20 protein-coding genes and 2 pseudogenes are annotated in these 24,777 nt (G+C 41.4%); 13 read left to right on the forward strand and 9 right to left on the reverse strand.

Annotated features, from left to right (window positions below; genetic code table 11):
• Positions 1 to 211 precede the first annotated feature (211 nt).
• From D1367_RS03000 to pyrR, 3 genes are all read left to right on the forward strand, one after another.
• Entirely contained in the window at positions 212 to 652 is a 441-nt protein-coding gene (locus tag D1367_RS03000) for an Rrf2 family transcriptional regulator (protein ID WP_100901398.1), read from the forward strand.
• 451 nt (positions 653 to 1,103) lie between these two features.
• Positions 1,104 to 2,075: an adenosylcobinamide-phosphate synthase CbiB gene (cbiB, locus tag D1367_RS03005; RefSeq protein ID WP_118162650.1), complete on the forward strand. Its 972-nt coding sequence runs from the start codon at positions 1,104 to 1,106 to the stop codon at positions 2,073 to 2,075.
• Between the two features lie 108 nt (positions 2,076 to 2,183).
• Positions 2,184 to 2,720 carry a bifunctional pyr operon transcriptional regulator/uracil phosphoribosyltransferase PyrR gene (gene pyrR / locus D1367_RS03010; RefSeq protein ID WP_118162653.1) on the forward strand — a complete coding sequence of 179 codons (537 nt, stop codon included), beginning with the start codon at positions 2,184 to 2,186 and terminating at the stop codon, positions 2,718 to 2,720.
• Between the two features lie 267 nt (positions 2,721 to 2,987).
• Here the strand turns inward: pyrR and D1367_RS03015 are convergent, their stop codons facing one another.
• From D1367_RS03015 to D1367_RS03030, 4 genes and pseudogenes are all read right to left on the reverse strand, one after another.
• Positions 2,988 to 3,371 carry a nuclear transport factor 2 family protein gene (locus tag D1367_RS03015; RefSeq protein WP_118162655.1) on the reverse strand — a complete coding sequence of 128 codons (384 nt, stop codon included), beginning with the start codon at positions 3,369 to 3,371 and terminating at the stop codon, positions 2,988 to 2,990.
• Positions 3,372 to 3,652: 281 nt separating this feature from the next.
• Positions 3,653 to 5,542: a hybrid sensor histidine kinase/response regulator gene (locus tag D1367_RS03020; RefSeq protein WP_118162658.1), complete on the reverse strand. Its 1,890-nt coding sequence runs from the start codon at positions 5,540 to 5,542 to the stop codon at positions 3,653 to 3,655.
• Positions 5,508 to 5,708, reverse strand: a pseudogene (locus D1367_RS32005) (response regulator); the annotation flags it as partial. The pseudogene D1367_RS32005 and the gene D1367_RS03020, both read right to left, overlap by 35 nt.
• A pseudogene (locus tag D1367_RS03030) lies at positions 5,702 to 6,144 on the reverse strand (sensor histidine kinase); the annotation flags it as partial. The pseudogenes D1367_RS32005 and D1367_RS03030, both read right to left, overlap by 7 nt.
• Positions 6,145 to 6,187: 43 nt before the next feature.
• Between D1367_RS03030 and D1367_RS31535 the strand changes: the two are divergent.
• The 3 genes from D1367_RS31535 (at position 6,188) to D1367_RS03040 (ending at position 9,298) form a co-directional block, all read left to right on the forward strand.
• Positions 6,188 to 6,370 carry a hypothetical protein gene (locus tag D1367_RS31535; RefSeq protein ID WP_220451000.1) on the forward strand — a complete coding sequence of 61 codons (183 nt, stop codon included), beginning with the start codon at positions 6,188 to 6,190 and terminating at the stop codon, positions 6,368 to 6,370.
• A 660-nt stretch (positions 6,371 to 7,030) separates the two neighbouring features.
• On the forward strand, positions 7,031 to 8,287 hold the full coding sequence (locus D1367_RS03035) for a DUF4912 domain-containing protein (RefSeq protein WP_118162660.1): 1,257 nt from the start codon (positions 7,031 to 7,033) through the stop codon (positions 8,285 to 8,287).
• 84 nt (positions 8,288 to 8,371) lie between these two features.
• The gene (locus D1367_RS03040; protein ID WP_118162663.1) at positions 8,372 to 9,298 is read left to right on the forward strand and encodes a phosphodiester glycosidase family protein; all 927 of its coding nucleotides are present in this window, start codon (positions 8,372 to 8,374) and stop codon (positions 9,296 to 9,298) included.
• Positions 9,299 to 9,423: 125 nt separating this feature from the next.
• On the opposite strand, the gene D1367_RS03045 is transcribed toward D1367_RS03040, so the two are convergent.
• Complete coding sequence (locus D1367_RS03045) at positions 9,424 to 9,744, reverse strand: hypothetical protein (RefSeq protein ID WP_338042141.1); 321 nt, start codon at positions 9,742 to 9,744, stop codon at positions 9,424 to 9,426.
• An 875-nt stretch (positions 9,745 to 10,619) separates the two neighbouring features.
• The gene (locus D1367_RS03050) at positions 10,620 to 11,561 is read right to left on the reverse strand and encodes an N-acetylmuramoyl-L-alanine amidase (RefSeq protein ID WP_118162666.1); all 942 of its coding nucleotides are present in this window, start codon (positions 11,559 to 11,561) and stop codon (positions 10,620 to 10,622) included.
• 445 nt (positions 11,562 to 12,006) lie between these two features.
• Between D1367_RS03050 and bchH the strand changes: the two genes are divergently transcribed.
• Both bchH and D1367_RS03060 read left to right on the forward strand, forming a co-directional pair.
• Positions 12,007 to 15,696: a magnesium chelatase subunit H gene (gene bchH, locus D1367_RS03055; protein WP_118162669.1), complete on the forward strand. Its 3,690-nt coding sequence runs from the start codon at positions 12,007 to 12,009 to the stop codon at positions 15,694 to 15,696.
• A gap of 48 nt (positions 15,697 to 15,744) precedes the next feature.
• Positions 15,745 to 15,966 (forward strand): type II toxin-antitoxin system HicB family antitoxin, encoded by a 222-nt coding sequence (locus tag D1367_RS03060; RefSeq protein WP_118162671.1) that lies wholly within the window; start codon positions 15,745 to 15,747, stop codon positions 15,964 to 15,966.
• Between the two features lie 546 nt (positions 15,967 to 16,512).
• Here D1367_RS03060 and D1367_RS03070 read toward each other — a convergent pair.
• Both D1367_RS03070 and D1367_RS30410 read right to left on the reverse strand, forming a co-directional pair.
• A complete protein-coding gene (locus tag D1367_RS03070; protein WP_118162674.1) occupies positions 16,513 to 17,376 on the reverse strand; it encodes a hypothetical protein in 864 nt (287 codons plus the stop codon).
• A gap of 719 nt (positions 17,377 to 18,095) precedes the next feature.
• Positions 18,096 to 18,278 (reverse strand): hypothetical protein, encoded by a 183-nt coding sequence (locus D1367_RS30410; RefSeq protein ID WP_118162676.1) that lies wholly within the window; start codon positions 18,276 to 18,278, stop codon positions 18,096 to 18,098.
• A 201-nt stretch (positions 18,279 to 18,479) separates the two neighbouring features.
• On the opposite strand from D1367_RS30410, the gene D1367_RS03080 reads away from it, so the two are divergent.
• Both D1367_RS03080 and D1367_RS31540 read left to right on the forward strand, forming a co-directional pair.
• On the forward strand, positions 18,480 to 18,920 hold the full coding sequence (locus D1367_RS03080) for a hypothetical protein (protein ID WP_118162679.1): 441 nt from the start codon (positions 18,480 to 18,482) through the stop codon (positions 18,918 to 18,920).
• A gap of 92 nt (positions 18,921 to 19,012) precedes the next feature.
• Positions 19,013 to 19,168, forward strand: a complete 156-nt coding sequence (locus D1367_RS31540; RefSeq protein WP_181985173.1) for a hypothetical protein — start codon at positions 19,013 to 19,015, stop codon at positions 19,166 to 19,168.
• Between the two features lie 463 nt (positions 19,169 to 19,631).
• Here D1367_RS31540 and D1367_RS03085 read toward each other — a convergent pair whose 3' ends face one another.
• The gene (locus D1367_RS03085; protein ID WP_118162681.1) at positions 19,632 to 20,315 is read right to left on the reverse strand and encodes a Uma2 family endonuclease; all 684 of its coding nucleotides are present in this window, start codon (positions 20,313 to 20,315) and stop codon (positions 19,632 to 19,634) included.
• A 181-nt stretch (positions 20,316 to 20,496) separates the two neighbouring features.
• Here D1367_RS03085 and D1367_RS03090 point away from each other — a divergent pair, with 181 nt between their 5' ends.
• The 3 genes from D1367_RS03090 to D1367_RS33190 all read left to right on the forward strand — a co-directional run bounded on the left by D1367_RS03090 (position 20,497) and on the right by D1367_RS33190 (position 24,774).
• Positions 20,497 to 20,982, forward strand: a complete 486-nt coding sequence (locus tag D1367_RS03090) for a PIN domain-containing protein (protein ID WP_118162684.1) — start codon at positions 20,497 to 20,499, stop codon at positions 20,980 to 20,982.
• On the forward strand, positions 20,966 to 21,190 hold the full coding sequence (locus tag D1367_RS03095) for a hypothetical protein (protein ID WP_118162685.1): 225 nt from the start codon (positions 20,966 to 20,968) through the stop codon (positions 21,188 to 21,190). Before D1367_RS03090 ends, D1367_RS03095 begins: the two co-directional genes overlap by 17 nt.
• 362 nt (positions 21,191 to 21,552) lie before the next feature.
• On the forward strand, positions 21,553 to 24,774 hold the full coding sequence (locus D1367_RS33190; protein WP_420845967.1) for a HAMP domain-containing protein: 3,222 nt from the start codon (positions 21,553 to 21,555) through the stop codon (positions 24,772 to 24,774).
• Positions 24,775 to 24,777: the final 3 nt, after the last annotated feature.

Genomic DNA, 24,777 nt, shown 5'->3' on the forward strand with positions numbered 1-24,777 from the left:
CTTGCTGAGGATGATAACAGTGTCACAGAATGATAAGTAAAACTGATCCTTAGTCATTGGTCATTGGTCATTAGTCACTTGTACTGAGCATCTCGACTTCGCTCGATGGAGCCGTTGTCGTAAAGCCTGCGGCATAGCTACGCTTAGGGCGCAGCCTCTCGTAAGAGAAGTATTGGTTATTTACAAAGGACAAACAACAAAGCTTGCCAAAATGAAACTAACTACCAGAGGACACTATAGTGTGAAGGCGTTGCTAGATTTGAGTTTACAGCCAAAATATGGCCCTGTATCTGTAAGAGCGATCGCTAAACGCCAAGATATTCCAGCTCCTTACCTCGAAAAACTACTAATAGAAATGCGTCGTGCATCAATAGTTAAATCAATTCGTGGTAGCATCGGCGGATACCAATTGGCAAGAGAGCCTGCACAAATATCTATAGGACAAATTTTAGAAGCAGTTGGTGAGACTAGCCATTTACCCCATCACACCCCAGCACCTGCACAAGCTGAAGATTGGGTAACATTTAGCCTCTGGCAGAGACTCAACCAAAAGCTCAAAGAAGCTTTGTACAGTATTACTTTGGCAGACCTTTATTATGATGCTCGTAGCTGGCAAGCTGCCCTTGGAGAAGAAGCTAGTTTTGTGGTTTAGTCAAAAGTTAAACAATTTTGGATTTTAGACTTCGACTCCTTTCGACTTACTTACGATGTCGCTCAGTACAAGTCGCTCAAGGCAAGCCGCTCAGTCGAACGATTTGCAATTTTGGATTGACTCTGCCCACAAGAGGACTTAGCTCAAGGATTTTAGATTTGCGATCGCGCAGCGTCTCCTAGAGAGCGTCTTTTAGATTGGTTCCATCCACAAGAGACGGGGCATGAACCAAAAATTATTTTACAGCGCTTTTCAACTAATTGAACTACACCACTCAGTAGAGACGCGATTAATCGCGTCTCTACCCATTCCCCGCCTCAATCGTGGCCTAAATACCTAAAAACTGTTGTAATCCAAAATCCAAAATCCAAAATCTAAAATCCAAAATCTAAAATTGCTGGTCAATAGTCCAAATATTGACCCTTGACTCTTGACCCTTGACTCGTAACTTATGACCAATAGCATCTACATCTTAATAATTGCTGCATTTTTAGATTACTTAATTGGCGATCCTTGGAATTTGCCTCATCCAGTGCAAGTTATGGGCTGGGTAATTTCTCGCCTAACTAAATTTTCTCTCCAATTGTGTAAAAATTCTCTCACACAACGCCTAGCTGGAATTTTACTAAGTATTATCCTCATAATTGGTAGTGGACTTGTTGGCTTTTTGATTATTCAAAGTGCCAAATTGGTTCATCCTTTGTTAGGAATTGTAATAAATAGCATTCTTTTGGCTAGTTGTTTTGCTGGCAGAAGTTTGCGAGTCGCAGCAGTGGCTGTTTTAGAACCTTTAACAGCAGGAGATTTAGAGAAGGCTCGGAAGATTTTAAGTAATTACGTTGGTCGAGATACCCAAAACCTTTCACAAGCAGAAATTTTCCGAGCCGTTTTAGAAACGGTTGCAGAAAATGCCACTGATGGAGTAACGGCTCCACTTTTTTATGCAATTGTTGGTGTCTTTGTGCCATTTGTGGGGCCAACTCCTTTGGCTTTAGCATATAAAGCCAGCAGTACCCTTGATTCAATGGTGGGCTACCGGGAAGCACCCTATACTTATTTGGGATGGTTTTGTGCGAGGTTGGAAGATTGTTTGACTTGGCTACCTTGTCGGTTAACAGTCGTGACTCTGGCGCTGTTATCAGGTAAACCGATGTATGTTTGGCGAATTTGTCGTCGGGATGCGATTAACGATCCTAGTCCTAATTCTGGCTGGAGTGAGTGCGCCTATGCTGCTTTTTTGGGTGTGCAGATGGGGGGTACAAATTGGTATCGTGGGGTAGCTAAATACAAACCACTGCTAGGAGATGCTATTTACCCCATTACTGAAACTTCCATTCAGAATGCTTTGCAGTTGACCCGATATTGTTTTTTGGTATGGTTAGGGATAGCGATCGCAATATTCTTAATACTCCCAAATAGGTAATGATAAATGTAAAGTTAGGAGTTAGAGACTCGATTAATCGCGTCTGTACAGGAGTTAAGAATAAAAACTCCTAACTCCTAACTCCTAACTCCTAACTTATCACTCACTATGTCTGCTAAAGTAGTTGAAATTCTCTCATCCGAAGAAATCCGTCGTACCTTGACTCGCCTTGCCTCTCAAATTGTGGAAAGGACGCGTGATTTGTCTCAACTGGTGCTTCTTGGTATTTATACCAGAGGTGCGTTATTAGCCGAATTGTTGGCGCGTCAAATTGAGATGCTTGAAGGTGTAGCCGTGTCAGTAGGCGCTTTGGACATTACATTTTATCGAGATGACCTTGACAAAATTGGATTGCGGACTCCAGCGAAAAGCGAAATTCCTTTTGACCTGACGGGTAAAACGGTTGTACTGGTGGATGATGTGATTTTCAAAGGACGGACGATTCGCGCTGCTTTGAACGCAGTCAACGACTACGGTAGACCAGAAGTGATTCGTTTAGCTGTGTTAGTAGATAGGGGTCATCGGGAATTACCAATCCACCCAGATTTTATTGGCAAAAAGTTACCTACTGCTAAAGAAGAAGTTGTCAAAGTTTACTTACAAAATTGCGATGGACGAGATGCAGTCGAGTTAATTAGTCATTAGTCATTAGTCATTAGTCATTAGTCATTAGCGCTCTTTTATTACTCCGAAAAAATAAAATATTTGTAGGTTGGGTTGAACGAAGTGAAACCCAACAAAATCAGAGATTGTTGGTGTTGGGTTTCGTTCCTCAACCCAACAAAAGCCTAAGTTCATCAAAGTCCTTAAAAATAAGGGTGGATGATTTTTATCCCACGAGAGTCATAAAAGAGCGTTAGTCATTAGTCATTAGTCATTAGTCATTTGTTATTCTCCCCCTGCTCCCCCATCTCACCGCAAAATTGGGCTACCGTGATGATGAACTAAATACCACTTTCCGCCAAGGAACTGAAATATATTTGTAGCTGTTGATTGTGCTTCAAGTCTTCTGCCACCTACTACTTGGAACACATTTTCTCTCAGCACAACATAGGCAATATTACCAGTTATTTCTGTAGCAATTATATCTGTGTTGATTTCGATATAAGCGGTATTTTTAAATATCTGCTCCCAAGAGGTGCGAATCTCCTTCCAACCTCGCAGTATATTACTTCCAGGATGAATACAAAAACTACCAGTTCCTTGTGACCATATTGCACTCATTGTCTCAATATCTTTTCTTTCAAAAGCTCGATAAAAAGCTGCATTAGCCGCTAAGACTTCATCCTTAGTCATGGGGAATTAAATAGTTAGGAGTTAGGAGTTTGGAGTTTGGAGTTTGGAGCTTGGAGTTTGGAGTTTGGAGTTATATCATGCCTGCTTGATTACTTATTAAACTCAAATAACCCCACCCCGCCAAAGCTATGCTTTGTCTTCCCTCCCCGATGCTTTGGGGAGGGGATTAAGGGTTGGGGTGCAATGACTGTGGGAATCGCAACTAATTATGCTGACTTTATATTATTAAATTATAACTCTCAAGATTGACAAATAAATTAGTAATTCCCAATGCCCAACTCCTAATTATTTTTGACTGTGCTTATAGTTTGCAATAATTGGCTAGCTGTATAAGGCTTGGATAAAAAGGCTTTAATACCCATATCATAAGCTATATTAACTTTATCCTGCGAAGTCAGTCCACTGACAGCAATTATTTTGACATCTGGATTGATTTTTCTCAGGGTGCGGATAGTAGTTATTCCATCCATTGACGGCATGATCATATCAGTTAATACAAGAGATATTTCATCTCGATGTTCTGCATATAAGGCTATTGCTTCAATGCCATCACTCGCTGTGATTGCTTTGTAGTTATGGCTTTCTAGAGATGTTTTTGTCACATCTCGAATGGCAGCTTCGTCATCTACTACTAAAATTAATTCTCCTTCCCCAGAAGGTAATACCTGTTCTTGTTCTTCTATAGTTTCCACGGCCTCTTGTGCTGGCAAATACACCTTAAATTGGCTGCCTTTTCCCTGAACGCTTACTACGTCGATAAAACCGCCGTGGCTTTTAATAATGCCAAGTACTGTAGACAGACCAAGACCAGTACCTTTACTGAGTTCTTTAGTAGTAAAAAATGGCTCAAATATCCGATCTAATATTTCTGTTTGAATACCAATTCCGCTATCACTAACTGTAATCACAATGTGCTGACCAACTTTAGCATCTATATGCATCTTGGCGTAATTTTCATCAATTAAGAAATTTTCTGCCAATATTTTTAAAGTTCCCCCATTGGGCATAGCGTCACGAGCATTAACACACAGATTCATCAGTACTTGATGCAATTGGGTAGCATCGCCACATACAGGCCAAAGATTTTGCGGAATTTGAGTGGAAACTTCAATGGATTTGGGAAAAGTTTCTCTAATAATTTGCTGAATTTCTACTATTAAATGCTTTAATTGCAATATTGTGCGATCGCCCTCAATTCCGCGAGTAAAAGATAATACTTGCTTAACTAAAGTAGCCCCACGTTTAGCATTTATAATCAATATTTGCAATAGTCGCCGAGAACGCTCATCATCGACTTGTGGCTCTAACAGTTGGGCTGTCATTAGAATCGGGGCAAGAATATTATTTAGGTCGTGGGCGATACCACTGGCTAAAGTGCCAATACTTTCCAATCGCTGGGCGCGGAGAAATTGCGCTTCTAGTTGTTTTTTTTGTGTGATGTCAGTATTAACAATGAGAATAGATTGTGCTTTATTACTGAATTCATGCACCAGTGTCCAACGACTTTCAACAATAATTTCTTTACCTGATTTTGTTTTTTGATGTAACTCGCCCTCCCAAGAGCCATTTTTCATCAGAATAGTGAGTGCTTTTTCAACTTGAGACACATGTTTTTCATCCCAGAGAACTCGTGTCTTTTTATTGATAGCTTCTTCTTTTTTCCAACTGTACAGGCTCTCGGCAGCTTTGTTCCAAAATAAAATTTTATCGTCTAAATCACACACAAAAATCGCATCGGTGGCAACATCTAGTAAAGCGGCTTGTTCGCGGATTTTCTGTTGTGTTTGTTTGCGCTCAATGGCATAACGGATAGAACGCTCTAACAAAGGTGCAGTCAACTGGCTTTTTTCGAGATAATCTGCGGCTTGGGCTTTCATCGCTTCAATATCTATTTCCCAGTCGCCTTGACCAGTCAGCAAAATTATCGGAGAACAACAGCCGTTAGCAATTGCTTCGCGCAAAAGTTCCAGTCCACTGTCTTGCCCCAAACGGTAGTCTACAAGATAAATGTCATGTTGATCGCTCGCGATCGCATTCCTTGCTGCTTCATAATTATTTACCCATTCCAACTCGCAGTTTGCTACCTGAAATTCACTGAACCAATAACGAGTCAAAATATAGTCATCTTCGTCATCATCAATGAACAGAACTTTGATAGGGCTGTTGTCCATGTTTTTCTTTCACAGCTTCTAGTGGCAGTTTCACAATTTCAAACCAGTATTTAACTAGAGTTTTCATGACCTCAACTAATGAAGCAAAAGTCACTGGCTTAGTGATGAAAGAGTTTGCACCCAAATCGTAAGTATTATATATATCTTCTTCTCTTCGTGATGTTGACGCTCAATAATTTTCCGACAGATAGCTAAACCTATGCCAGTGCCTTCGTACTCAATGCTACTATGCAATCGTTGAAAAACATTGGAAATTCGATTAAGATATTTTTCTTCAAAACCAATACCATTCTCTTCTGCGATGATTTGACAAAGTTCAGAATTGGCAAAGATGTTATCTGCTTGATTGTTTAAAAATTGACTATAAATTTTGATAATAGGTGGAATTTGAGGGCGTTACCAATGATATTTTGCAGCAATTGTCGCATCTGTAAAGGATCAGCTTCTATGGTGGGTAATTCCCCGATTTCTACACTTCCTCCAGTTTGTTGCACATAAAGTTCTAAATCAAACAATACCTCTTGGGCAATATTGGTGAGATTTACTGATACAAAAGGTTGCGTGGTAGTAACTCGTGAAAGTGTTAACAAGTCTTCAATTAAGGGACTTCCAAGTAAAAAAATATTCCATTGCTATTGTTCACTGTTGACCGTTGACGGTTCACTTTCAGTCAACAGTCAACAGTCAACAGTCAACAGTCAACAGTCAACAGTCAACAGTCAACAGTCAACAGTCAACAGTCAACGACTTGAATGTGGAATAATTTATTTTTTGGAGTTCCCTAATGTTTGCATTATCGATGCAGCATTCTGCATTTGTTCTAGGTAGTCACGTCTCTACGTGTCGCCACAGGTCGTTTTGAGGCGATCGCCTCTAACCCATTACTCGCTTCTACCACCTGATACCCTGCTTCTGTCAATTGCTCACACAGATGCGATCGCTATGATCGGTTTGTATCCAATACACTCCGACCTCTCTCTTTTTAGGAGAGAAGCTTTGAATCTTACTCCCCAACGCTAGCTCTTAAGGGGCTGTTCTTGTTAGGTCTATATTGAACTCAAAACAGAAACCCTATAGTAGTGGTTTCAATGCCCAAAACCCAATGTCATGAAACTTTGATATTATTCCTATTGCTCAACCTCTAACTAGCTAGTAATGTTATGAAATCATGACAATACGATCCCAGAAGGGCTTGTAAATTCGTGAAACAGGCAAAAAAGCTACTTGTTACCCCTTGATCCCTAGATATGCTTAGTGGTTAATATTGACTTAACAGATAGAACTTCTCCGATCCCAAAGAAATGCTAATTTTGGCATAACTAAGGAATTGATTGGAAGTTACCCCAATTTAAAAACAGATTAAAAACTTAAAAACTGGGCAAAACCAGGAGTCAGGATAAGAAATTCATCTGGAGTGGATGACATTTTATATAGCATTCTTTAACCAGGGGAAATCATTTACCGCTTAAACTACTGGAGGCCAAATTAATGGCAAAAGAACGCCCGCCACTAGAGGAGATGACCTTACGCCAACTACGCAAAGTTGCTAGCGAATATAGCATCTCTCGGTATAGCCGAATGCGTAAATCACAATTGCTGGCATCAATTCAAGAAGTCCAGCGCAGTAAAAACTTACTTAGTCCATCTCGTTCATTGGAGGCACAGGAAACCGTGGAAGCTGCAAAGTTTGAATTAGGTCAGGAAGATCGGACTGGTGGATCTTTGGCTGATGTTGATGAAGGACTCGCAGATTTGCCCTCTGGCTATGGTGAAAGCCGGATTGTCCTCTTACCACGCGATCCTCAGTGGGCTTACACTTACTGGGATATTCCCAATGAGCATAAAGAGGAACTGCGCCGACAAGGGGGACAACAACTCGCACTACGGATTTATGATGTTACCGACATCAATATCGAATTCCAAAGCCCCCACAGCATTCAAGAATATCCTGCTGATGAACTAGCTAGAGAATGGTATCTACCAGTTCCAGTTAGCGATCGCGATTATGTAATCGATATCGGCTATCGTGCTGCTGATGGACGCTGGTTGGTACTCGCTCGTTCTACTAGAGTACACATTCCTCCCGTTTATCCTTCTGACTGGATTGAAGATGTCTTCATCACTGTCAACTTTGAAGAAGATTTGCGTGGTAAGACTCAGTACGAACTAGTTCCCCCTGCCAAGAAGGTTGCAGCTACCGCCAATGGTAATGCTGCTGTTGTCAATGGTAACGGCAACCCCATCTACGACCAAATCTTTGGTTTAGCCGAATCTGCCGAAGCACTACGAGTTGCTGGTTCTATCTTCGGTTCCCAGCACCAAGCAGCAGGTGCAGTGCAACCCATTAGCTCCTACATTTTCCCATCTGGTGTGGGTATGTGGGCAGTTCCCACCGCGTCAGGCTTAACCGCAAGCGGTGCAGGAATGTCAGGTGTTGGCTTCTCAGCTTCCGCCGTACCAGTGCGTCCGCGCCAGTTCTGGTTAATTGCTGATGCTGAATTGATAGTCTACGGTGCAACCGAACCCGATGCTACCGTAACCATTGGTGGCCGTCCAATTCAGCTAAATCCAGATGGAACATTCCGCTTCCAGATGTCCTTCCAGGATGGTTTAATTGACTATCCAATCTTGGCTGTAGCTGCTGATGGTGAGCAAACCCGGTCAATTCAGATGAAATTTAACCGTGAGACACCATCTAGAAATACCAACACCAAAGAAGAAGCTGTTTTAGAATGGTTCTCTTAAGTTTTGGTTCTGAGATAAACTCCAGACTGAAATTTTAAATTATTCCCCGCTATAGTAATTCTGTAGCGGTTTTTTTTGCATTATATGTATACAAAAAAATTATTTTTGTTATTTATCTTGATAATTGGTGCAACCTTATTATCAGGTTGTGAAGAGATTGAAGCAAATTCAGCCCCAAAAGCATCGAAAACTTGCCCTGGCAAAGATGCTAAGTTCAGCATTGATTTTTTTAAAACCAATAATCAAGGTAAAAAAAATCAAAGAGGTATTAACAATGTGATTATTTTTAATCCTAAATCAGCAAAATTAGACTTCAAAGTTAATGTTGGTTTATCTCATAAACTCTACGCCAAAGATGCTAGGGGGAAACTGCGTAAAGAATATGTACCAAAACAGTTTCGTGAACTCATCGGCGATGAGAATGCCAAATTAAACGGACAGCTACCCATTGCCGCAATTAATGCCGACTATATAGGTACTGATGATAAACCACAAGGCTTAAATATTTCTCGTGGTGTCGAGTATTCAGGAGCATTTAAAACTAAGCGTTCTTCCTTTGGGATATCAGGAGGTATACCCAGCCAGCGACAGGCTACTATCCAAGCTGGTAGAAGAAAAAGTGATATTCTCAATTACAATTTAGTGGGTGGTAATGGCAGATTTTATCGTCAGGGTAAATTTAAAGATATTTGTCAAGATTTAGGAGAATTTGCTTGTAAAAATGCTAAAAACCGCTCTATGGCAGCTATCACTAATCAAGGCTATGTAATTTTATTAGTTAATGACTTGAAAGCTAATTCAGATATTGAATTATCTCAACTTAATCAAGAGTTACTGCCAGATATGTTTGATAATGTCCTGGAAGGTATTGCTAGCAATAACTGTTTAGGTAAGATTCAAGAAGGGATATTATTTGATGGCGGTATGTCTCCAGGATTGTATTATAACCAGAAAACTTATGTAGAAAACCTTGGCCCAATTGGTTCAGCTTTTTTGATTTACAAAAAATAAATATAGTTGAGGACTCAATAGGGTTCGGATAAGGTTTTTTGATGACACGCCGCTAATCGCAAAGACCCGATAAATCGCCGTCTTTACAATAATCAGTGATTTATTTACTTCCATATAACTCAATTTTACAATACTGACTCTTTAACTTTTTGCGAATTCTCAAGCTTGTTTGGATTCACCCAACGATTAACAAATTCGTGATTATGTTTGTACACCTTGATTTGCACTTGCTTGGAACTTAACTTGACTACAACGGCTGGAATTCTTTGGACATCGCTAGAATCCGCGCGAGGCTTGTAAAGCCAAATGACTTTTTGCCCTACTTGAAAGTAGTCAGCATTACTAGTTAAAGAAGGCGCTTTTTCTGCCCAAGAGGGGAAAGCAATTGCTAAGTTGACTAAAAGTACTAAGACCACTAAAGTGATTTGGAAAAGTTTCATGATCATTGCACTTGTCTTGGGTCTGGTGGGGTAATCAATCTGCTGATCTAGCATTTAATGATTATTCTCCTTTGCTTTCTCAAAGTTAAAAGTTATGTACATTAAAAGTTATTTGGGCAATTTAGTTAGCATTAGTTTGCTCTTTCAAGGCTGGCAAGACACCTAAATTTGATATAGCAATCCGATTTGATTTCTGAATCACTTGTAGAGGTAAGGGACTGGGGATTGGGGACTGGGGACTGGGAAGAAAGAATAAAGGTGTACTGAGTTTTGTTCAAAAATCAAATATGAGTCCTATATCATTAAAGATTTGCAAAGTTAATTACTCACAGGACTGACGCAAACAATAGCCGAAAACCTGATTTGATTCTTAGGGCAATTCATGTAGACGCGGAGCGGCTTCCCGCAGGGTATTACCCCTACCGCGTATAGTTTTGTGTAAGTCCTTACTCAGTTAAAGGTTTGTATTAATCGCAAGCTAAGTTTGTATTTGTTTAAAGTACAAATCTCTACTGATTTTAGGATAAAGCGGCTTGTGCAATAAAAGCAAATAGTCTTGTTTGTTAAAAGAATAAATTAAATTTATTATAAAAATTGTGATGCTCTGCCTTGATACCATTTCACTTTAATAATGAATACGCTCTTTTGGGGCAAGGCGCAATGCCCATAGGTGTCAACTTAAGCGCAAACCTTTTTCAAACCTCGTTTCCAGCCAGAGTCGGGAAATGCTCTTCAATTGCGGCTCTGCCGCAAGTCTTGAGGCAGAGCCTCTAGGACGGCATTCCCAGTCGGAGACTGGGAACCAGACTTCGAGACAATTAAGTTCGTAGTTGGTGCTTTAGCGCTAAAGCGCCAACTACGAACAATGCCTACCCCTGAATCTAACCAATTAGTTTCTGCCAGCTAGCAGGGCCGATAATGCCATCGGCATCTAAACCATTTTGCTTTTGAAAGTTCTTAACTGTAACCTCTGTTTGCGGGCCGTAGATGCCATCATTCTCAACACCTAAACGGTATTGCAAGTATCTGACAACTGCACCACCGGCATGGTTTGGTCTAAGAATTCGTTTTGCCAAAATTAGATTTATGGCATTCCATGTAGCTTCGTCAGCAATTCCAGTTGGCTGAACCCCGACAATAGTTTGAAATTTTTCTACGGCAGATTTGGTGTTAGCCCCGGTGAAGCCATCTTCTACTAACACCTTACCATTTCTATCAGTTATTTTGAGTCGATTTAAGGATTTTTGCAGTCTGAGAATAGTTGCATCTACATTATCTTCTTCATCTTGTACGGAGTTAACAGGAACACTTGGCACTTTACCAGTTAAGCCTTTAACGATCGCATTAGCCATTGCTTCAGGATTAAAAAGATTCATATCTTTTTGCGAATCGATAAAGCAACATTCTATCAAGATAGCAGGCATATCTGTATTTTTCAGAACAAACAAGTGGGAACCACTCTTAATGCCGCGATTAAAAAATCCTAACTTGATGATTTCATCTAATACAGGTTTAGCGATTTTTCTACCATTTTCACTAGTTGCAAATACTTCTGTGCCGTTAGCTTGTCCGTTAAAAGCATTAAAGTGAATTGAAACATAAATATCTACTCTACTGGCATTAGCTGTAGAACATCTTTTTGAGAGTGAGTCACGGACTGTACTAGCACTACTTGGTTTACATACTACAACTTCATTTCCTAAAGCTCTTAATTTGGCTATAACTCTATTACTTACATCTAGAGTTAAATTATCCTCAAATTTAATACCTCTAGCTCCGGTGTCTGGTGGACAATTGTGCCCACTATCTATTCCAAATTTCATGATTTAATCCTCAACTTACTTATTTTGATACTGCTTCAAAACTCTTCAAGTTTCAGAGAAAAAGTTTTGTTAATAAATTTCTTTAGCTACTTGTTGACAATGGTCGCATTATTTTAACCATTAATATACTGGTAAATAAAATAAGTTTTTTGCGAACTTGTTAAGCAGATTTTATGTGGCAAAACCTGCTTTTTGCAAGTTGATTGTCAGAAAAAATACAACCATCATAATTTATCAAAATCGGGAATAATCCGGTGATTGTCGCAATAAACTGAAATGCAGCAATTGCGCCCATCCTTAAAATAATAACGCTTCGTAAAAGTAGAAGGCTATGACAAATGTACCTAGTACAGCTAAATGACCGGAATCTGTGGGTAGATATTTAACAATCAACCTGTGAGCCAGTTTAAAATTTAAGTAAAGAAATATTTCGTAGCTTACAGGCATGAAACGCATCGTCTTGGTTGCTGGGTTTGAATCGTTTAACGCTGACTTGTATAGAAAAGCAGCTTTTTTGGCTAACTCTCGCACTCCTGAGTTGGATATTCGGGTATTTAGCGATCGCGATCTTACCAATAAACGCACTGAGGTAGAAACAGCACTTGATGGCGCTGATGTGTTTTTCGGTAGCCTCCTATTTGATTATGACCAGGTTGTGTGGTTGCGCGATCGCATTGCCCAAATTCCCATCCGTCTGGTATTTGAGTCAGCCTTAGAATTGATGAGTTTAACCAAGCTGGGTGACTTTGCCATTGGCGACAAACCCAAAGGAATGCCCAAACCAGTTAAATTCATCCTCGACAAATTTAGCAACGGACGAGAAGAAGACAAACTCGCTGGTTATATCAGCTTCTTAAAAATTGGCCCCAAACTACTGAAATACGTACCAGTGCAAAAAGTCCAAGACTTACGCAACTGGTTAATTATCTATGGTTATTGGAATGCTGGCGGTTCAGAAAACGTCGCTTCATTATTCTGGACACTAGCAGAAAAATATTTAAATTTAAAAGTCGGCGACATACCCCCGCTAATTGAAACCCCCAACATCGGATTACTCCACCCTGACTATCCAGGATTTTTTGAATCCCCCCGCGACTATTTAGAATGGCATAAAACCCATTGTAGAGACGCGATTCATCGCGTCTATTGGGAAGACGCGATGAATCGCGTCCCTACAAAACCAGTTATCGGAATTCTCCTCTACCGAAAACACGTCATCACCAAACAGCCCTATATTCCCCAACTAATTCGCAGTTTTGAAAAAGCCGGCTTAACTCCTTTACCCATATTCATCAACGGCGTAGAAGGACATGTAGCAGTACGAGATTTAATGACAACCGACCATGAAATTCAGCAACGAAAACTAGGTAATATAGAAACTCCCTCACTATCAAGTGAAGCAGTAAAAGTAGATGCGATTGTTTCCACAATTGGCTTTCCTCTCGTGGGTGGCCCGGCTGGTTCAATGGAAGGTGGCCGTCAAATAGAAGTAGCAAAGCGCATCCTCACTGCCAAGAATGTCCCTTATATTGTTGCTGCACCACTATTAATTCAAGATATTTCTTCGTGGACGTGCCAAGGTATCGGCGGATTGCAAAGTGTAGTGTTATACGCCTTACCAGAATTAGATGGGGCGATTGATACCGTTCCCCTTGGTGGTTTGGTGGGCGAAAATATTTATCTGGTTCCCGAACGGGTGCAGCGATTAATTGGTAGGGTAAAAACTTGGGTGGCTTTGCGGCAAAAACCTGCATCTGAACGCAAGATTGCAATTATTTTATATGGGTTTCCCCCAGGTTATGGGGCTGTAGGTACAGCTGCATTATTAAATGTGCCGCGTAGTTTGCTGAAGTTTCTCCATGCACTCAAAGAACAAGGTTACACCGTTGGAGATTTACCAGAAGATGGGGAAGAATTGATTCGCTGGGTGAAAGAAGCGGATGAAATTGATGATACAAAAAATATTCCCGCGTCTGTTAATGCCCGTACTTTAGAAAAATGGCTGGGATATCTGCAAACATCTCGCATCGAAAAACAATGGAAATCTCTCACGGGAACTGGTATTAAAACTTATGGCGACGAATTCCAGATTGGCGGTGTGCAATTAGGCAATGTGTGGATAGGTGTACAACCACCTTTGGGGATACAAGGCGACCCGATGCGTTTAATGTTTGAACGGGATTTAACGCCACATCCGCAATATGCTGCTTATTATAAATGGCTACAAAATGAGTTTCAAGCTGATGCTGTAGTTCACTTTGGAATGCATGGGACGGTGGAATGGTTGCCTGGTTCGCCGTTGGGTAATACGGGTTATTCTTGGTCGGATATTCTGTTAGGAAATTTGCCTAATCTATATATATATGCGGCGAATAATCCGTCTGAGTCGATGTTGGCGAAACGTCGCGGTTATGGTGTGTTGATTTCTCATAATGTACCGCCTTATGGTCGCGCAGGTTTGTATAAGGAATTGGTGGCGTTGCGGGATTTGATTGCGGAGTATCGGGAAGATCCACAAAAGAATTATGTTTTGAAGGAAGGGATTTGTAAAAAGATTTTGGATTCTGGGTTGGATGCTGATTGTCCGTTTGCGGATGCTAAACGGTTGGGGATTGCGTTTACGCCGGAGAATGTGCGGATGTTTAGTGGTCATGCTTTTGATGATTATTTGGTGGAGTTGTATGGATATTTGCAGGTTTTAGAAAATCGGTTGTTTTCTTCGGGGTTGCATGTTTTGGGGGAAAAGCCGAGTGAGGAGGAGTTGGAGGGGTATTTGGAGGCTTATTTTGGAGACGAACCGCCAAGACGCCAAGAACGCCAAGAGGAAGAAAAGCAAATTACAGATTTGTTGATGCAGTCTACGGATGAGTTAACGAATTTGTTGAGGGGGTTGAATGGGGAGTATATTCCGCCTGCGCCTGGTGGGGATTTGTTAAGGGATGGGGCTGGGGTTTTGCCGACTGGGAGGAATATTCATGCTTTAGATCCTTATCGGATGCCTTCGCCTGCTGCTTATGAACGGGGACGGGAAATTGCCCAAAAAATTATCGCCCAGCATTTGGATGAATATGGTAAATATCCTGAAACGGTGGCGGTGATGTTATGGGGGTTGGATGCGATTAAAACTAAGGGTGAATCTTTGGGGATTCTTTTGGAGTTGGTGGGGGCTGAACCTATTAAGGAAGGAACTGGTAGGGTTGTTCGTTATGAGTTGAAGCCGTTGGCGGAGGTTGGATATCCCCGCATTGATGTGTTGGGTAATTTGTCTGGGATTTTTCGGGATAGTTTTGTAAATATTATCGAATTATTAGATGATTTATTTCAACGGGCGGCTGATGCTGATGAACCGGATGATCAAAATTTTATTAGAAGACACGCTTTAGCTTTAAAAGCCCAAGGTGTGGAAAATGCATCAGCGAGATTGTTTTCTAATCCGGCGGGTGATTTTGGTTCTTTGGTAAACGATCGCGTGGTTGATGGGAACTGGGAATCTGGTGAGGAGTTGGGGAATACTTGGCAAAGTCGCAATGTATTCAGCTATGGGAGAGAAGATAAGGGTCAAGCTAGACCGGAAGTGTTGAATACTTTGTTAAAAACTAGCGATCGCATTGTTCAAGAAATTGATTCGGTAGAATATGGTTTAACTGATATTCAAGAATATTACGCCAATACGGGCGGTTTGAAAAGGGCAGCAGAAAAACAAGGCGGTAAGAAGGTTACAACCAGCTTTGTGGAAAGTTTCTCGAAGGATACTACACCGCGCAATTTAGATGATTTGCTGCGAATGGAGTATCGCACTAAGTTGGTAAATCCCAAATGGGCGCAAGCGATGGCGAATCAAGGTTCTGGTGGTGCTTTTGAAATTTCCCAACGGATGACGGCGTTGATTGGTTGGGGTGGTACTGCCGATTTTACCGATGATTGGGTTTATGACCAAGCGGCTGATACTTATGCTTTAGATGCAGAGATGGCGGATAAATTACGTAAGGCAAATCCTGAAGCTTTTCGCAATATTTTAGGGAGAATGTTGGAAGCGCATGGGCGGGGTTTCTGGGAAGCTGATGGTGATAAGTTGGATAAGTTGCGGCAATTGTATGAGTTGACAGATGAGGAATTGGAAGGTGTGACAGTTTAGTGAGTTGGGTATGTTAGGCATTGTTAATGCATTTCAAGAGCAAATTATATGGAAAATTCTTTCACTGCTGTATTTGAAAAGATAGATGATTGGTATATCGGTTACGTCCAAGAGTTACCCGGTGCAAATGTCCAAGAAAGAACTCTGGAAGAAGCTAGAGAAAGTCTACGGGAAGCGATAGAGTTGATTCTAATCTCAAATCGGGAACTCGCAGAGCAACAAATTTCCGGTAAAGATGTCGTCCGTGAACAGATTAATGTCAAATTATAGTGAAAAGACGTGAATTGATTCGCCATTAGGAAAAGAACGGCTGTTTGTTCCTTCGAGAGGGCGGAAGGCATACGATTTATTACAATCCATCAAACAACAGAACCTCCGCAGTTCCAAGGCATACTGAGATTGTTGAGATTCTAGCTATCAAGATTTGCAAAGATTTGGAGATTTCCCCACCCTAGTCAAAAACCTTGAAATGTGTAGGTTGGGTTGAGGAACGAAACCCAACATTTCGGGACTTTGTTGGGTAACGCTAAAGCTTAACCCAACAAAGCAATTTTCCACAAAGCCAAGCGTATTGCCTTTTAACCAGGCTTACAGAAATTTAGAGTAGGGTAGCACAGCTAGCTGTGCTACCCTACTCTAAATTTAATTATTAAAGGGTCTGATCTGATTGAACAAGTTTTAGCATTTCAACAAGAAATTAACGCCTGTCTCAATACAGTGGCAGATCCTTTGTGGGTGACAACTCATCTGAAATCTGATGAGGAAAAACTACGGATTTCAACCTACAGGAGGTTTACAACTCGGAGTCAGAAACCCTCAGATCGGTGGTTCGGGGTCAGAAACCGTCAGATCGGTGGTCTTACCACTACCAGGGTAGGTTTTGTTGATATTTTGGTCAACGTTGCGATAGCCAACACTACCGTCAGACTTGCGGAAGTAAATTCCGCCTTCGGATTGAGGATCGCCAACTAATTGCACCTTATTGTCAAGATCGTTATAGATATCCCAGCGCAGAAAGGGAGCAGGTGCCCAACGTGCCCAGCGCCCATTAGTGGTAATCGCCCATAAGCGACCAGATTTGCCGACTGCGATTTGGTTGGCAGTGATACCAGGGAAGGTTTTGTTGATATTTTGGTCAACGTTGCGATAGCCAACACTACCGTCAGACTTGCGGAAATAAATTCCACCCTCCGACAAAGGATCGCCAACTAATTGCACCTTATTGTCAAGATCGTTGTAGATATCCCAACGCAGAAAGGGAGCAGGTGCCCAACGTGCCCAGCGCCCATCAGTGGTAATCGCCCATAAGCGACCAGATTGGCCGACTGCGATTTGCTTGGCAGTGATACCAGGGAAGGTTTTGTTGATATTTTGGTCAACGTTGCGATAGCCGACACTACCATCTGACTTCAAGAAGTAAACGGCACTTTTATTTGTTGGATCGGCAACTATTTGCACCTTATTGTCAAGATCGCTATAGAAATCCCAGCGCAGAAAGGGAGCAGGTGCCCAACGTGCCCAGGAAAAAGTATTTTGAATAATCGCCCAAGGGCTTGAGGTATCTGGGCCTGCCAATGCTGAGTCGTTGTGCGCTAAACAAATAATCGAGAAGGTAGTCAGCCCAACCATTGGAATAGTTACCAAGGGTTGAATAAATTTCCGTAACTTTACAATGCTCATAGTTTAACCGTGGTTAAAGTATAGGATAGATTCTCATTCAGCACTTAAAGGTCTTGGGGCAAACGTAACCGTTGACACTCCCCCATACTGATCAAAGAAAAATCAAGGGTTTCGACAATTTTGTCTTGGGGAGAGTCAATAATTACTCGTTTGTCTTGGGGAGAGTCAATAATTACTCGAAAACTCTCCAAGAGGTTTTCTTGGTTAGATTTCAAGTAATATTACGTAAAAGAAAACGATCTGTTCTTTACACGCAAAAATATCATACACTAAATCCCTGGAATTATATTATTGAACAAAAAAGATTTATTCTCGTCAATTATGGTTCTGTTAGCGAATTGCAATTTCTGGTGTAAGCAGCTATGACGTTTCAAGGCTGTGAAGATAGCGATCGCATTTTGCCAACAGAGCCAATTGAGTAATATAACTTCAAAATAAGTTGTATCCTAGTAATTTTTTATACTAAACTAATCAAAATTTTCTACTGACAATGCGATTGTTTCTACTGACAATGCCATTGTCTCAACTGACAATGCCATTGTTTCAACTGACAATGCCATTGTTTCAACTGACAATGGGATTATTTTTGATTTATGCAAAAGGTTTAATCTCAGACAACAAGCAAAAGTGATGTCTACGATGGTCACTGAAGCTCACTCGAAGTGCGGGCTACGCCTACGCTCTTACGCTTGAGGTTGTAAAAATTTAAACCTTTGCAGCTAATGTTCTTCCATGTATAAGAAAGGCTTAAGTTTTTCTTGCAAATGTATAAGTCGTTGCTGCAAACGCTTAATACTTTGCAACAAAGGTTCTTCCATGTATAAGAAAGGCTTAAGTTTTTCTTGCAAATGTATAAGTCGTTGCTGCAATTGTTTAATGCTTTGCAACAAATGTTCTTCCATGTATAAGAAAGGCTTAAATCATTGCAGCAATTGTTGTAACGAACTTATGAATCTATTTATTACCGGGAATAAAATATAGTCTAAGTGAAATTAACTAAACATTGAGAAATGTAATTGCAACCGATTTGCTATATTTCCCTATGACAATCAGAAGCATTTTAGTATAAAACAGTACTATCAACCTAGTAGCAGAGATGTATTATGGCACGTCGTAAAAGAAATTCCAGCGTTTTAGAACGAGCCGATCGCCGGATTGAAAGTTTACAATCTATCAGTGTACAACTTGACTTTGGCCAAGGATTGACTATACAAGCTTACACCGTGACAATTAACAATCTCCGGTCTAAGCTTGCTGCCTACAACACTGCATTATCTACCATTGACAAACTCACAGATGACGTGAATAACGCCGAAAAGGCTGTAATAGCGATGTCAGAAAAAATGTTACTAGGAGTTGGCAGCCGTTACGGTAAAACCAGCCCAGAATACGAGATGGCGGGTGGTGCTAGACGAGGTAATACTAAGAAGAAGCGAAGCGTATTAGACAATTCTAAAGTCACCAATTCTTTAACAGCTGATTCTGTGAAGCTTTCTTCTACAAATGGATCTATGAATGGGGTGTCGGGTGCGATCGTGAGTTGAAAAAATACGTAGTAGCGTGTCAAGACTAAATTGTTGCAATAAGGGACTTCCAAGTAAAAAAATATTCTATTGCTATTGTTCACTGTTGACCGTTGACGGTTCACGAGTTTTCAGTCAACAGTCAACAGTCAACAGTCAACGACTTTTGCTATTGTTCACTGTTGACCGTTGACGGTTCACGAGTTTTCAGTCAACAGTCAACAGTCAACAGTCAACGACTTTTGCTATTGTTCACTGTTGACCGTTGACGGTTCACGAGTTTTCAGTCAACAGTCAACAGTCAACGACTTGAATGTGGAATAATTTATTTTTTGGAGTTCCCTAAAATTTGTAGGTTGGGTTGAGCTTTAGCGAAACCCAACATTGATCTGTTAGCTTCCTCACCCGCCTGGGAATCAATTCCCAGGCTAATAGCTAAAGTCTACTTTAGTAGACTAAATATTTTTGAGTATATTTAGTCATCTTCAGATGACTTTTGCTATTAGCAAGGAACTTCAGTTCCTTGCGGGATATCAATTTTACTTTTGTAACATGGGCATCATAAAAAGGATTGAGCGTTTTATTGTGTAGTATCAAGTCGAATTACCCCCCTTAATCCCCCCGATGCATTGGGGGGAAACAGGAAATCTAGTTCCCTCCCCTTTACAAAAGGAGGGTTAGGGTGGGGTAATTTAACACGAAAACTCAGTGAGTAAACTATTTCAAACTTGTCTATTTCTTCAATTGCTGCACAAACGCATTATGTTCCGGTGACTTCAACCCCGCTTGCACTACCTCCAACACTCGCACCATCTGATTGTTTAACAGCGCCTCCACCTCTAACCACAAACCCGGAAACACCCCAGAGCGAATAATTCCATCTGCGCCGGGAGATAGTAATTGATAGTCGCCATCAATTAGGCAAAACCATTCAATTTTATTCTCGTAAGATTGCCAGATTACGTACTCCAACACTCCATTACGACGATAAACCTGCTTTTTGCTTCCTGTATCGATCGCAACGCTACTTGCGGCAATTTCAACAATTAATTCGGGAGATCCTTCAATATAACCGTCGCGGCTCAAACGGGTTTGTCCGCCTGCGTCTGGTTCAATAAACAGTACTACATCTGGCTGGGGTTCATTGTCTAAATCTAGTCTGACTGTTGCGGCATCACTCAAATCAACGCCAGGAGTAAATGATTGGTAGACTCCTAACCAAGTTATCACCCGACTATGGGGTTTGCCATGTTGCTCATGTCTTAATGGAGATGCCACGTAAACAATTCCTTCAATTAGTTCTGCTTTCTTGATATGGGGTGCAGCCGCATAACGCCGTTCAAATTCAGGACGAGTTAAGCGATCGCCACTTTCAAGCGGAGGCAGATGTCTCTGGGCTGAGTACTCTCTAACCATTTGTCAATCCTTGGAGTTGCCGGATATTTCTGACTTTAGCAAACCTCAGTTATCAGTTAGAATTTATTGATTTGCTGCTTTCCTCAAATTCCAAAAATTATAAAGCCCTCAAAGAGGGCATAATATAGAAATTACTCACGGAGTCAACTCGACTTGAATATGATTCAGATGAGTAAACACCATGAGTAAACAATATAAAATCTATCTGGATGCTTGTTGTTTGAATCGTCCGTTTGATGACCAGACGCAATCTCGTATTTATTTAGAAGCACAGGCAGTTATGACAATTCTAAATCAATGTCAATCACTGGCTTGGAAACTGATCAACAGCAGTGCTTTAATCGCCGAATTAAACCAAACACCTGATTTAGAAAGACTACAAAACGTCAAAAAATTACTCGATATTGCTAAAATTAAAGTTATTAATAGCACCTTCATTGAAGACAGAGCCGCTCAACTTCAAAAATTAGGATTCTCCAGCTATGATGCCACCCACATCGCCAGCGCCGAAAGAAGTAAGCCTGATGTATTTCTCACAACAGATGACAGACTCTTCAAAAAAGCTCAAAAAAACTCTCAATTAATTAACGTATTGATTAATAATCCCGTTCAATGGCTGGCTGAAGTAATACAAGTCGAGGAAAGTAATGATGAAAACCCAAAATGAAATTATTAAACAAGGCTACGATGCCTTGATAAATTCTCTGGGAGTTGCCGATACTATTCGGTTTATTCAATATTTCAGTCCGGGTAAAGGAGACTACACCAAAGAACGTCATCAATGGCTAGATGAAAAAACTTTGGCGGATGTATTGGTAGAGATTAAAGAATTACCCGAAGACGACACCAATCAATATGATGAAATTATTGAGTAGCGATTTAGAGAATATTTGAATTAATCGCGCTATGCCTTTGACAGCTTGGGGCGCACCACTACGTCAAAATTGAGGCATTTCCTAACCAAGCCCTCTTGCCTTGCCCGTTGAGAAATTTTAATTTCCCCCGTTATCATTAGAATGAGTACGTCTTACTAGTGCAAGCCTCAGTATCAGTCACTACCAGGGACATTGGACAGTTAAATAACTACATACTCCAAGCTAATCAAATTACCAAAGATTTGTTGCTATGGCGAGTACCAGAAAACTTAAAAACACTGATAAGAGTTAAAATCAACTTTCTGGTTGGATAAAACCTTTTTTAAACACAAAAACGTACTAAATTCTTTAGAGATCAGGCTATGGCAACCGAACAGTTAACCAGAGACAGTGATAATCTAGATTTAAATCAGCTACTAAGAACGCTGAATGCTGTTAAACAAGGTGACTTCTCGGCTCGGATGCCCATAGATCATACTGGTGTGGCAGGGAAAATAGCTGATACGCTCAATGATATTATTGATCAAAATGAGCGGATGGCGGCCGAATTACAACGCATTGGTAATGTTGTCGGCAAAGAAGGCAAAATTGCCGATCGCGCCTCTCTCGGAGATGTTCGCGGTTCTTGGTCAGATTGTGTTACTTCTGTCAATACTCTAATTACAGATTTAGTTCAACCAACAGCTGAAACTACGCGGGTAATTCGGTCTGTCGCCAATGGTGATTTATCGCAAACGATCGCCACAGAAATTGATGGACGACCTCTGCAAGGTGAGTTTCTCCAAACTGCTAATATCGTCAACACGATGGTAGAACGGCTTGGTTCTTTTGCATCGGAAGTAACAAGAGTTGCCCGTGAAGTGGGAACTGAAGGGAAATTGGGCGTTCAAGCCGAAGTGCAAGGTGTAGCTGGCACTTGGAAAGATTTGACGGATAACGTTAACTTGATGGCGGGTAATCTCACCGGACAAGTTCGCAACATTGCCGAAGTTGCCACTGCGATCGCAAATGGTGACTTATCGAAAAAAATCACTGTTAATGTCAAAGGCGAAATTCTGGAACTAAAAAACACCGTCAACACGATGGTGGATCAGCTTAATTCTTTTGCATCGGAAGTAACGCGAGTTGCCCGTGAAGTGGGTACTGAAGGGAAGTTGGGCGTACAAGCCGAGGTTAAAGGAGTTGCAGGTACTTGGAAAGATTTAACCGACAACGTTAATTTGATGGCAGGTAATTTGACAGCCCAAGTCCGTAACATTGCGGAAGTGACAACGGCGGTAGCGAATGGCGACTTATCCAAGAAAATTACTGTTGATGTAAAAGGTGAAATTTTAGAGTTGAAAAACACCGTCAACATCATGGTGGATCAACTTAATTCTTTTGCATCGGAAGTAACAAGGGTTGCCCGTGAGGTGGGTGCAGAAGGAAAATTAGGCGGACAAGCAGAAGTGCGCGGGGTAGCGGGTACGTGGAAAGACCTTACCGACAGCGTAAACTTCATGGCGGGAAGCTTGACGGCACAGGTGCGGAATATTGCGGAAGTGACAACGGCGGTTGCAAATGGCGATTTATCCAAGAAAATCACTGTCGATGTCAAAGGCGAAATTCTGGAACTTAAAAACACCATTAATACAATGGTGGATCAGCTTAATTCTTTTGCATCAGAAGTGACAAGAGTTGCGCGTGAGGTGGGAACTGAAGGGAAGTTAGGCGTACAAGCAGAAGTCCGGGGAGTTGCGGGGACTTGGAAAGATTTAACTGATAACGTTAACTTAATGGCGGGTAATCTCACCGGACAGGTGCGGAATATTGCTGAAGTTGCCACTGCGATCGCAAATGGCGATCTATCTAAAAAAATCACGGTCGATGTTAGAGGTGAAATTTTTGAACTCAAGAATACCATCAATATAATGGTGGATCAACTCAGTTCCTTTGCAAGTGAAGTAACAAGGGTTGCTCGTGAAGTGGGCAGTGAAGGTAAACTGGGTGTGCAAGCTGATGTGCGCGGCGTGGCTGGAACTTGGAAAGATTTAACTGACAGCGTAAACTTCATGGCGGGAAGTTTAACGGCACAGGTGCGAAACATTGCCGAAGTAACTACGGCGGTTGCAACAGGCGACTTATCCAAGAAAATCACTGTCGATGTCAAAGGTGAAATTCTAGAACTCAAAAACACCATTAACACAATGGTGGATCAACTCAATTCCTTTGCATCAGAAGTAACAAGGGTTGCCCGTGAGGTGGGAAGTGAAGGTAAACTTGGCGTGCAAGCAGAAGTACGCGGCGTGGCGGGTACTTGGAAAGATTTAACCGACAGCGTAAACTTCATGGCGGGAAGCTTGACAGCGCAGGTGCGGAATATTGCCGAAGTAACAACGGCGGTTGCAACAGGCGACTTATCTAAGAAAATTACTGTTGATGTCAAAGGTGAAATTCTGGAGTTGAAAAATACCATTAATACAATGGTGGATCAACTCAGTTCCTTTGCAAGTGAAGTAACGCGAGTTGCCCGTGAGGTGGGAACTGAAGGGAAATTGGGTGTACAAGCGGAAGTCAAAGACGTTGCAGGTACTTGGAAAGATTTAACCGACAGCGTGAACTTCATGGCGGGAAGCTTGACAGCACAGGTGCGGAACATTGCCGAAGTGACAACTGCGATCGCAAATGGTGACTTATCCAAAAAAATTACTGTTGCTGTCAAAGGCGAAATTCTAGAACTCAAGAATACCATCAATATAATGGTGGATCAACTCAACTCCTTTGCAAGTGAAGTTACAAGAGTTGCCCGTGAGGTGGGAAGCGAAGGTAAATTAGGTGTACAAGCAGATGTGCGCGGCGTAGCTGGAACTTGGAAAGATTTAACCGACAGCGTGAACTTCATGGCGGGAAGTTTAACGGCACAGGTGCGAAATATTGCCGCCGTCACTACAGCTGTAGCTAATGGCGATTTATCTAAGAAAATCTCCGTTGATGTCAAAGGTGAAATTTTAGAGTTGAAAAATACCGTTAATACAATGGTTGATCAACTAAATTCCTTTGCAAGTGAAGTGACGCGAGTCGCCCGTGAGGTGGGAACTGAAGGTAAATTAGGTGTACAAGCAGAAGTTAAGGGTGTAGCCGGAACTTGGAAAGATTTAACTGATAGCGTAAACTTCATGGCGGGAAGTTTAACAGCACAAGTGCGGAACATTGCCGAAGTTACGACAGCGGTAGCAAACGGCGACTTATCCAAGAAAATCACCGTTGATGTGAAAGGCGAAATTCAGGAACTTAAAAACACCATTAATACAATGGTGGATCAGCTAAATTCTTTTGCATCAGAAGTTACCAGGGTTGCCCGTGAGGTGGGAACTGAAGGTAAACTTGGCGTGCAAGCTTACGTTAGAGGAGTTGCAGGAACTTGGAAAGATTTAACAGACAACGTTAACTCGATGGCGGGGAACCTCACCGGACAAGTTCGCAACATCGCGGAAGTTACTAAGGCGGTAGCGAATGGCGACTTATCTAAGAAAATTACCGTCGATGCCAAAGGCGAAATTTTAGACTTGAAGAACACCACCAACACGATGGTGGATTCAACTTAGTTC

The sequence above is a fragment of the Nostoc sphaeroides genome (assembly GCF_003443655.1).
Taxonomy (GTDB): domain Bacteria; phylum Cyanobacteriota; class Cyanobacteriia; order Cyanobacteriales; family Nostocaceae; genus Nostoc; species Nostoc sphaeroides.

Coding starts and splice junctions, on each gene's coding strand:
- D1367_RS03000 (WP_100901398.1), top strand. CDS start 212: ATGAAACTAACTACCAGAGGACACTATAGTGTGAAGGCGTTGCTAGAT.
- cbiB (WP_118162650.1), top strand. CDS start 1,104: ATGACCAATAGCATCTACATCTTAATAATTGCTGCATTTTTAGATTAC.
- pyrR (WP_118162653.1), top strand. CDS start 2,184: ATGTCTGCTAAAGTAGTTGAAATTCTCTCATCCGAAGAAATCCGTCGT.
- D1367_RS03015 (WP_118162655.1), bottom strand. CDS start 3,371: ATGACTAAGGATGAAGTCTTAGCGGCTAATGCAGCTTTTTATCGAGCT.
- D1367_RS03020 (WP_118162658.1), bottom strand. CDS start 5,542: ATGGACAACAGCCCTATCAAAGTTCTGTTCATTGATGATGACGAAGAT.
- D1367_RS03035 (WP_118162660.1), top strand. CDS start 7,031: ATGGCAAAAGAACGCCCGCCACTAGAGGAGATGACCTTACGCCAACTA.
- D1367_RS03040 (WP_118162663.1), top strand. CDS start 8,372: ATGTATACAAAAAAATTATTTTTGTTATTTATCTTGATAATTGGTGCA.
- D1367_RS03045 (WP_338042141.1), bottom strand. CDS start 9,744: ATGATCATGAAACTTTTCCAAATCACTTTAGTGGTCTTAGTACTTTTA.
- D1367_RS03050 (WP_118162666.1), bottom strand. CDS start 11,561: ATGAAATTTGGAATAGATAGTGGGCACAATTGTCCACCAGACACCGGA.
- bchH (WP_118162669.1), top strand. CDS start 12,007: ATGAAACGCATCGTCTTGGTTGCTGGGTTTGAATCGTTTAACGCTGAC.
- D1367_RS03060 (WP_118162671.1), top strand. CDS start 15,745: ATGGAAAATTCTTTCACTGCTGTATTTGAAAAGATAGATGATTGGTAT.
- D1367_RS03070 (WP_118162674.1), bottom strand. CDS start 17,376: ATGAGCATTGTAAAGTTACGGAAATTTATTCAACCCTTGGTAACTATT.
- D1367_RS30410 (WP_118162676.1), bottom strand. CDS start 18,278: ATGGAAGAACATTTGTTGCAAAGCATTAAACAATTGCAGCAACGACTT.
- D1367_RS03080 (WP_118162679.1), top strand. CDS start 18,480: ATGGCACGTCGTAAAAGAAATTCCAGCGTTTTAGAACGAGCCGATCGC.
- D1367_RS03085 (WP_118162681.1), bottom strand. CDS start 20,315: ATGGTTAGAGAGTACTCAGCCCAGAGACATCTGCCTCCGCTTGAAAGT.
- D1367_RS03090 (WP_118162684.1), top strand. CDS start 20,497: ATGAGTAAACAATATAAAATCTATCTGGATGCTTGTTGTTTGAATCGT.
- D1367_RS03095 (WP_118162685.1), top strand. CDS start 20,966: ATGAAAACCCAAAATGAAATTATTAAACAAGGCTACGATGCCTTGATA.
- D1367_RS33190 (WP_420845967.1), top strand. CDS start 21,553: ATGGCAACCGAACAGTTAACCAGAGACAGTGATAATCTAGATTTAAAT.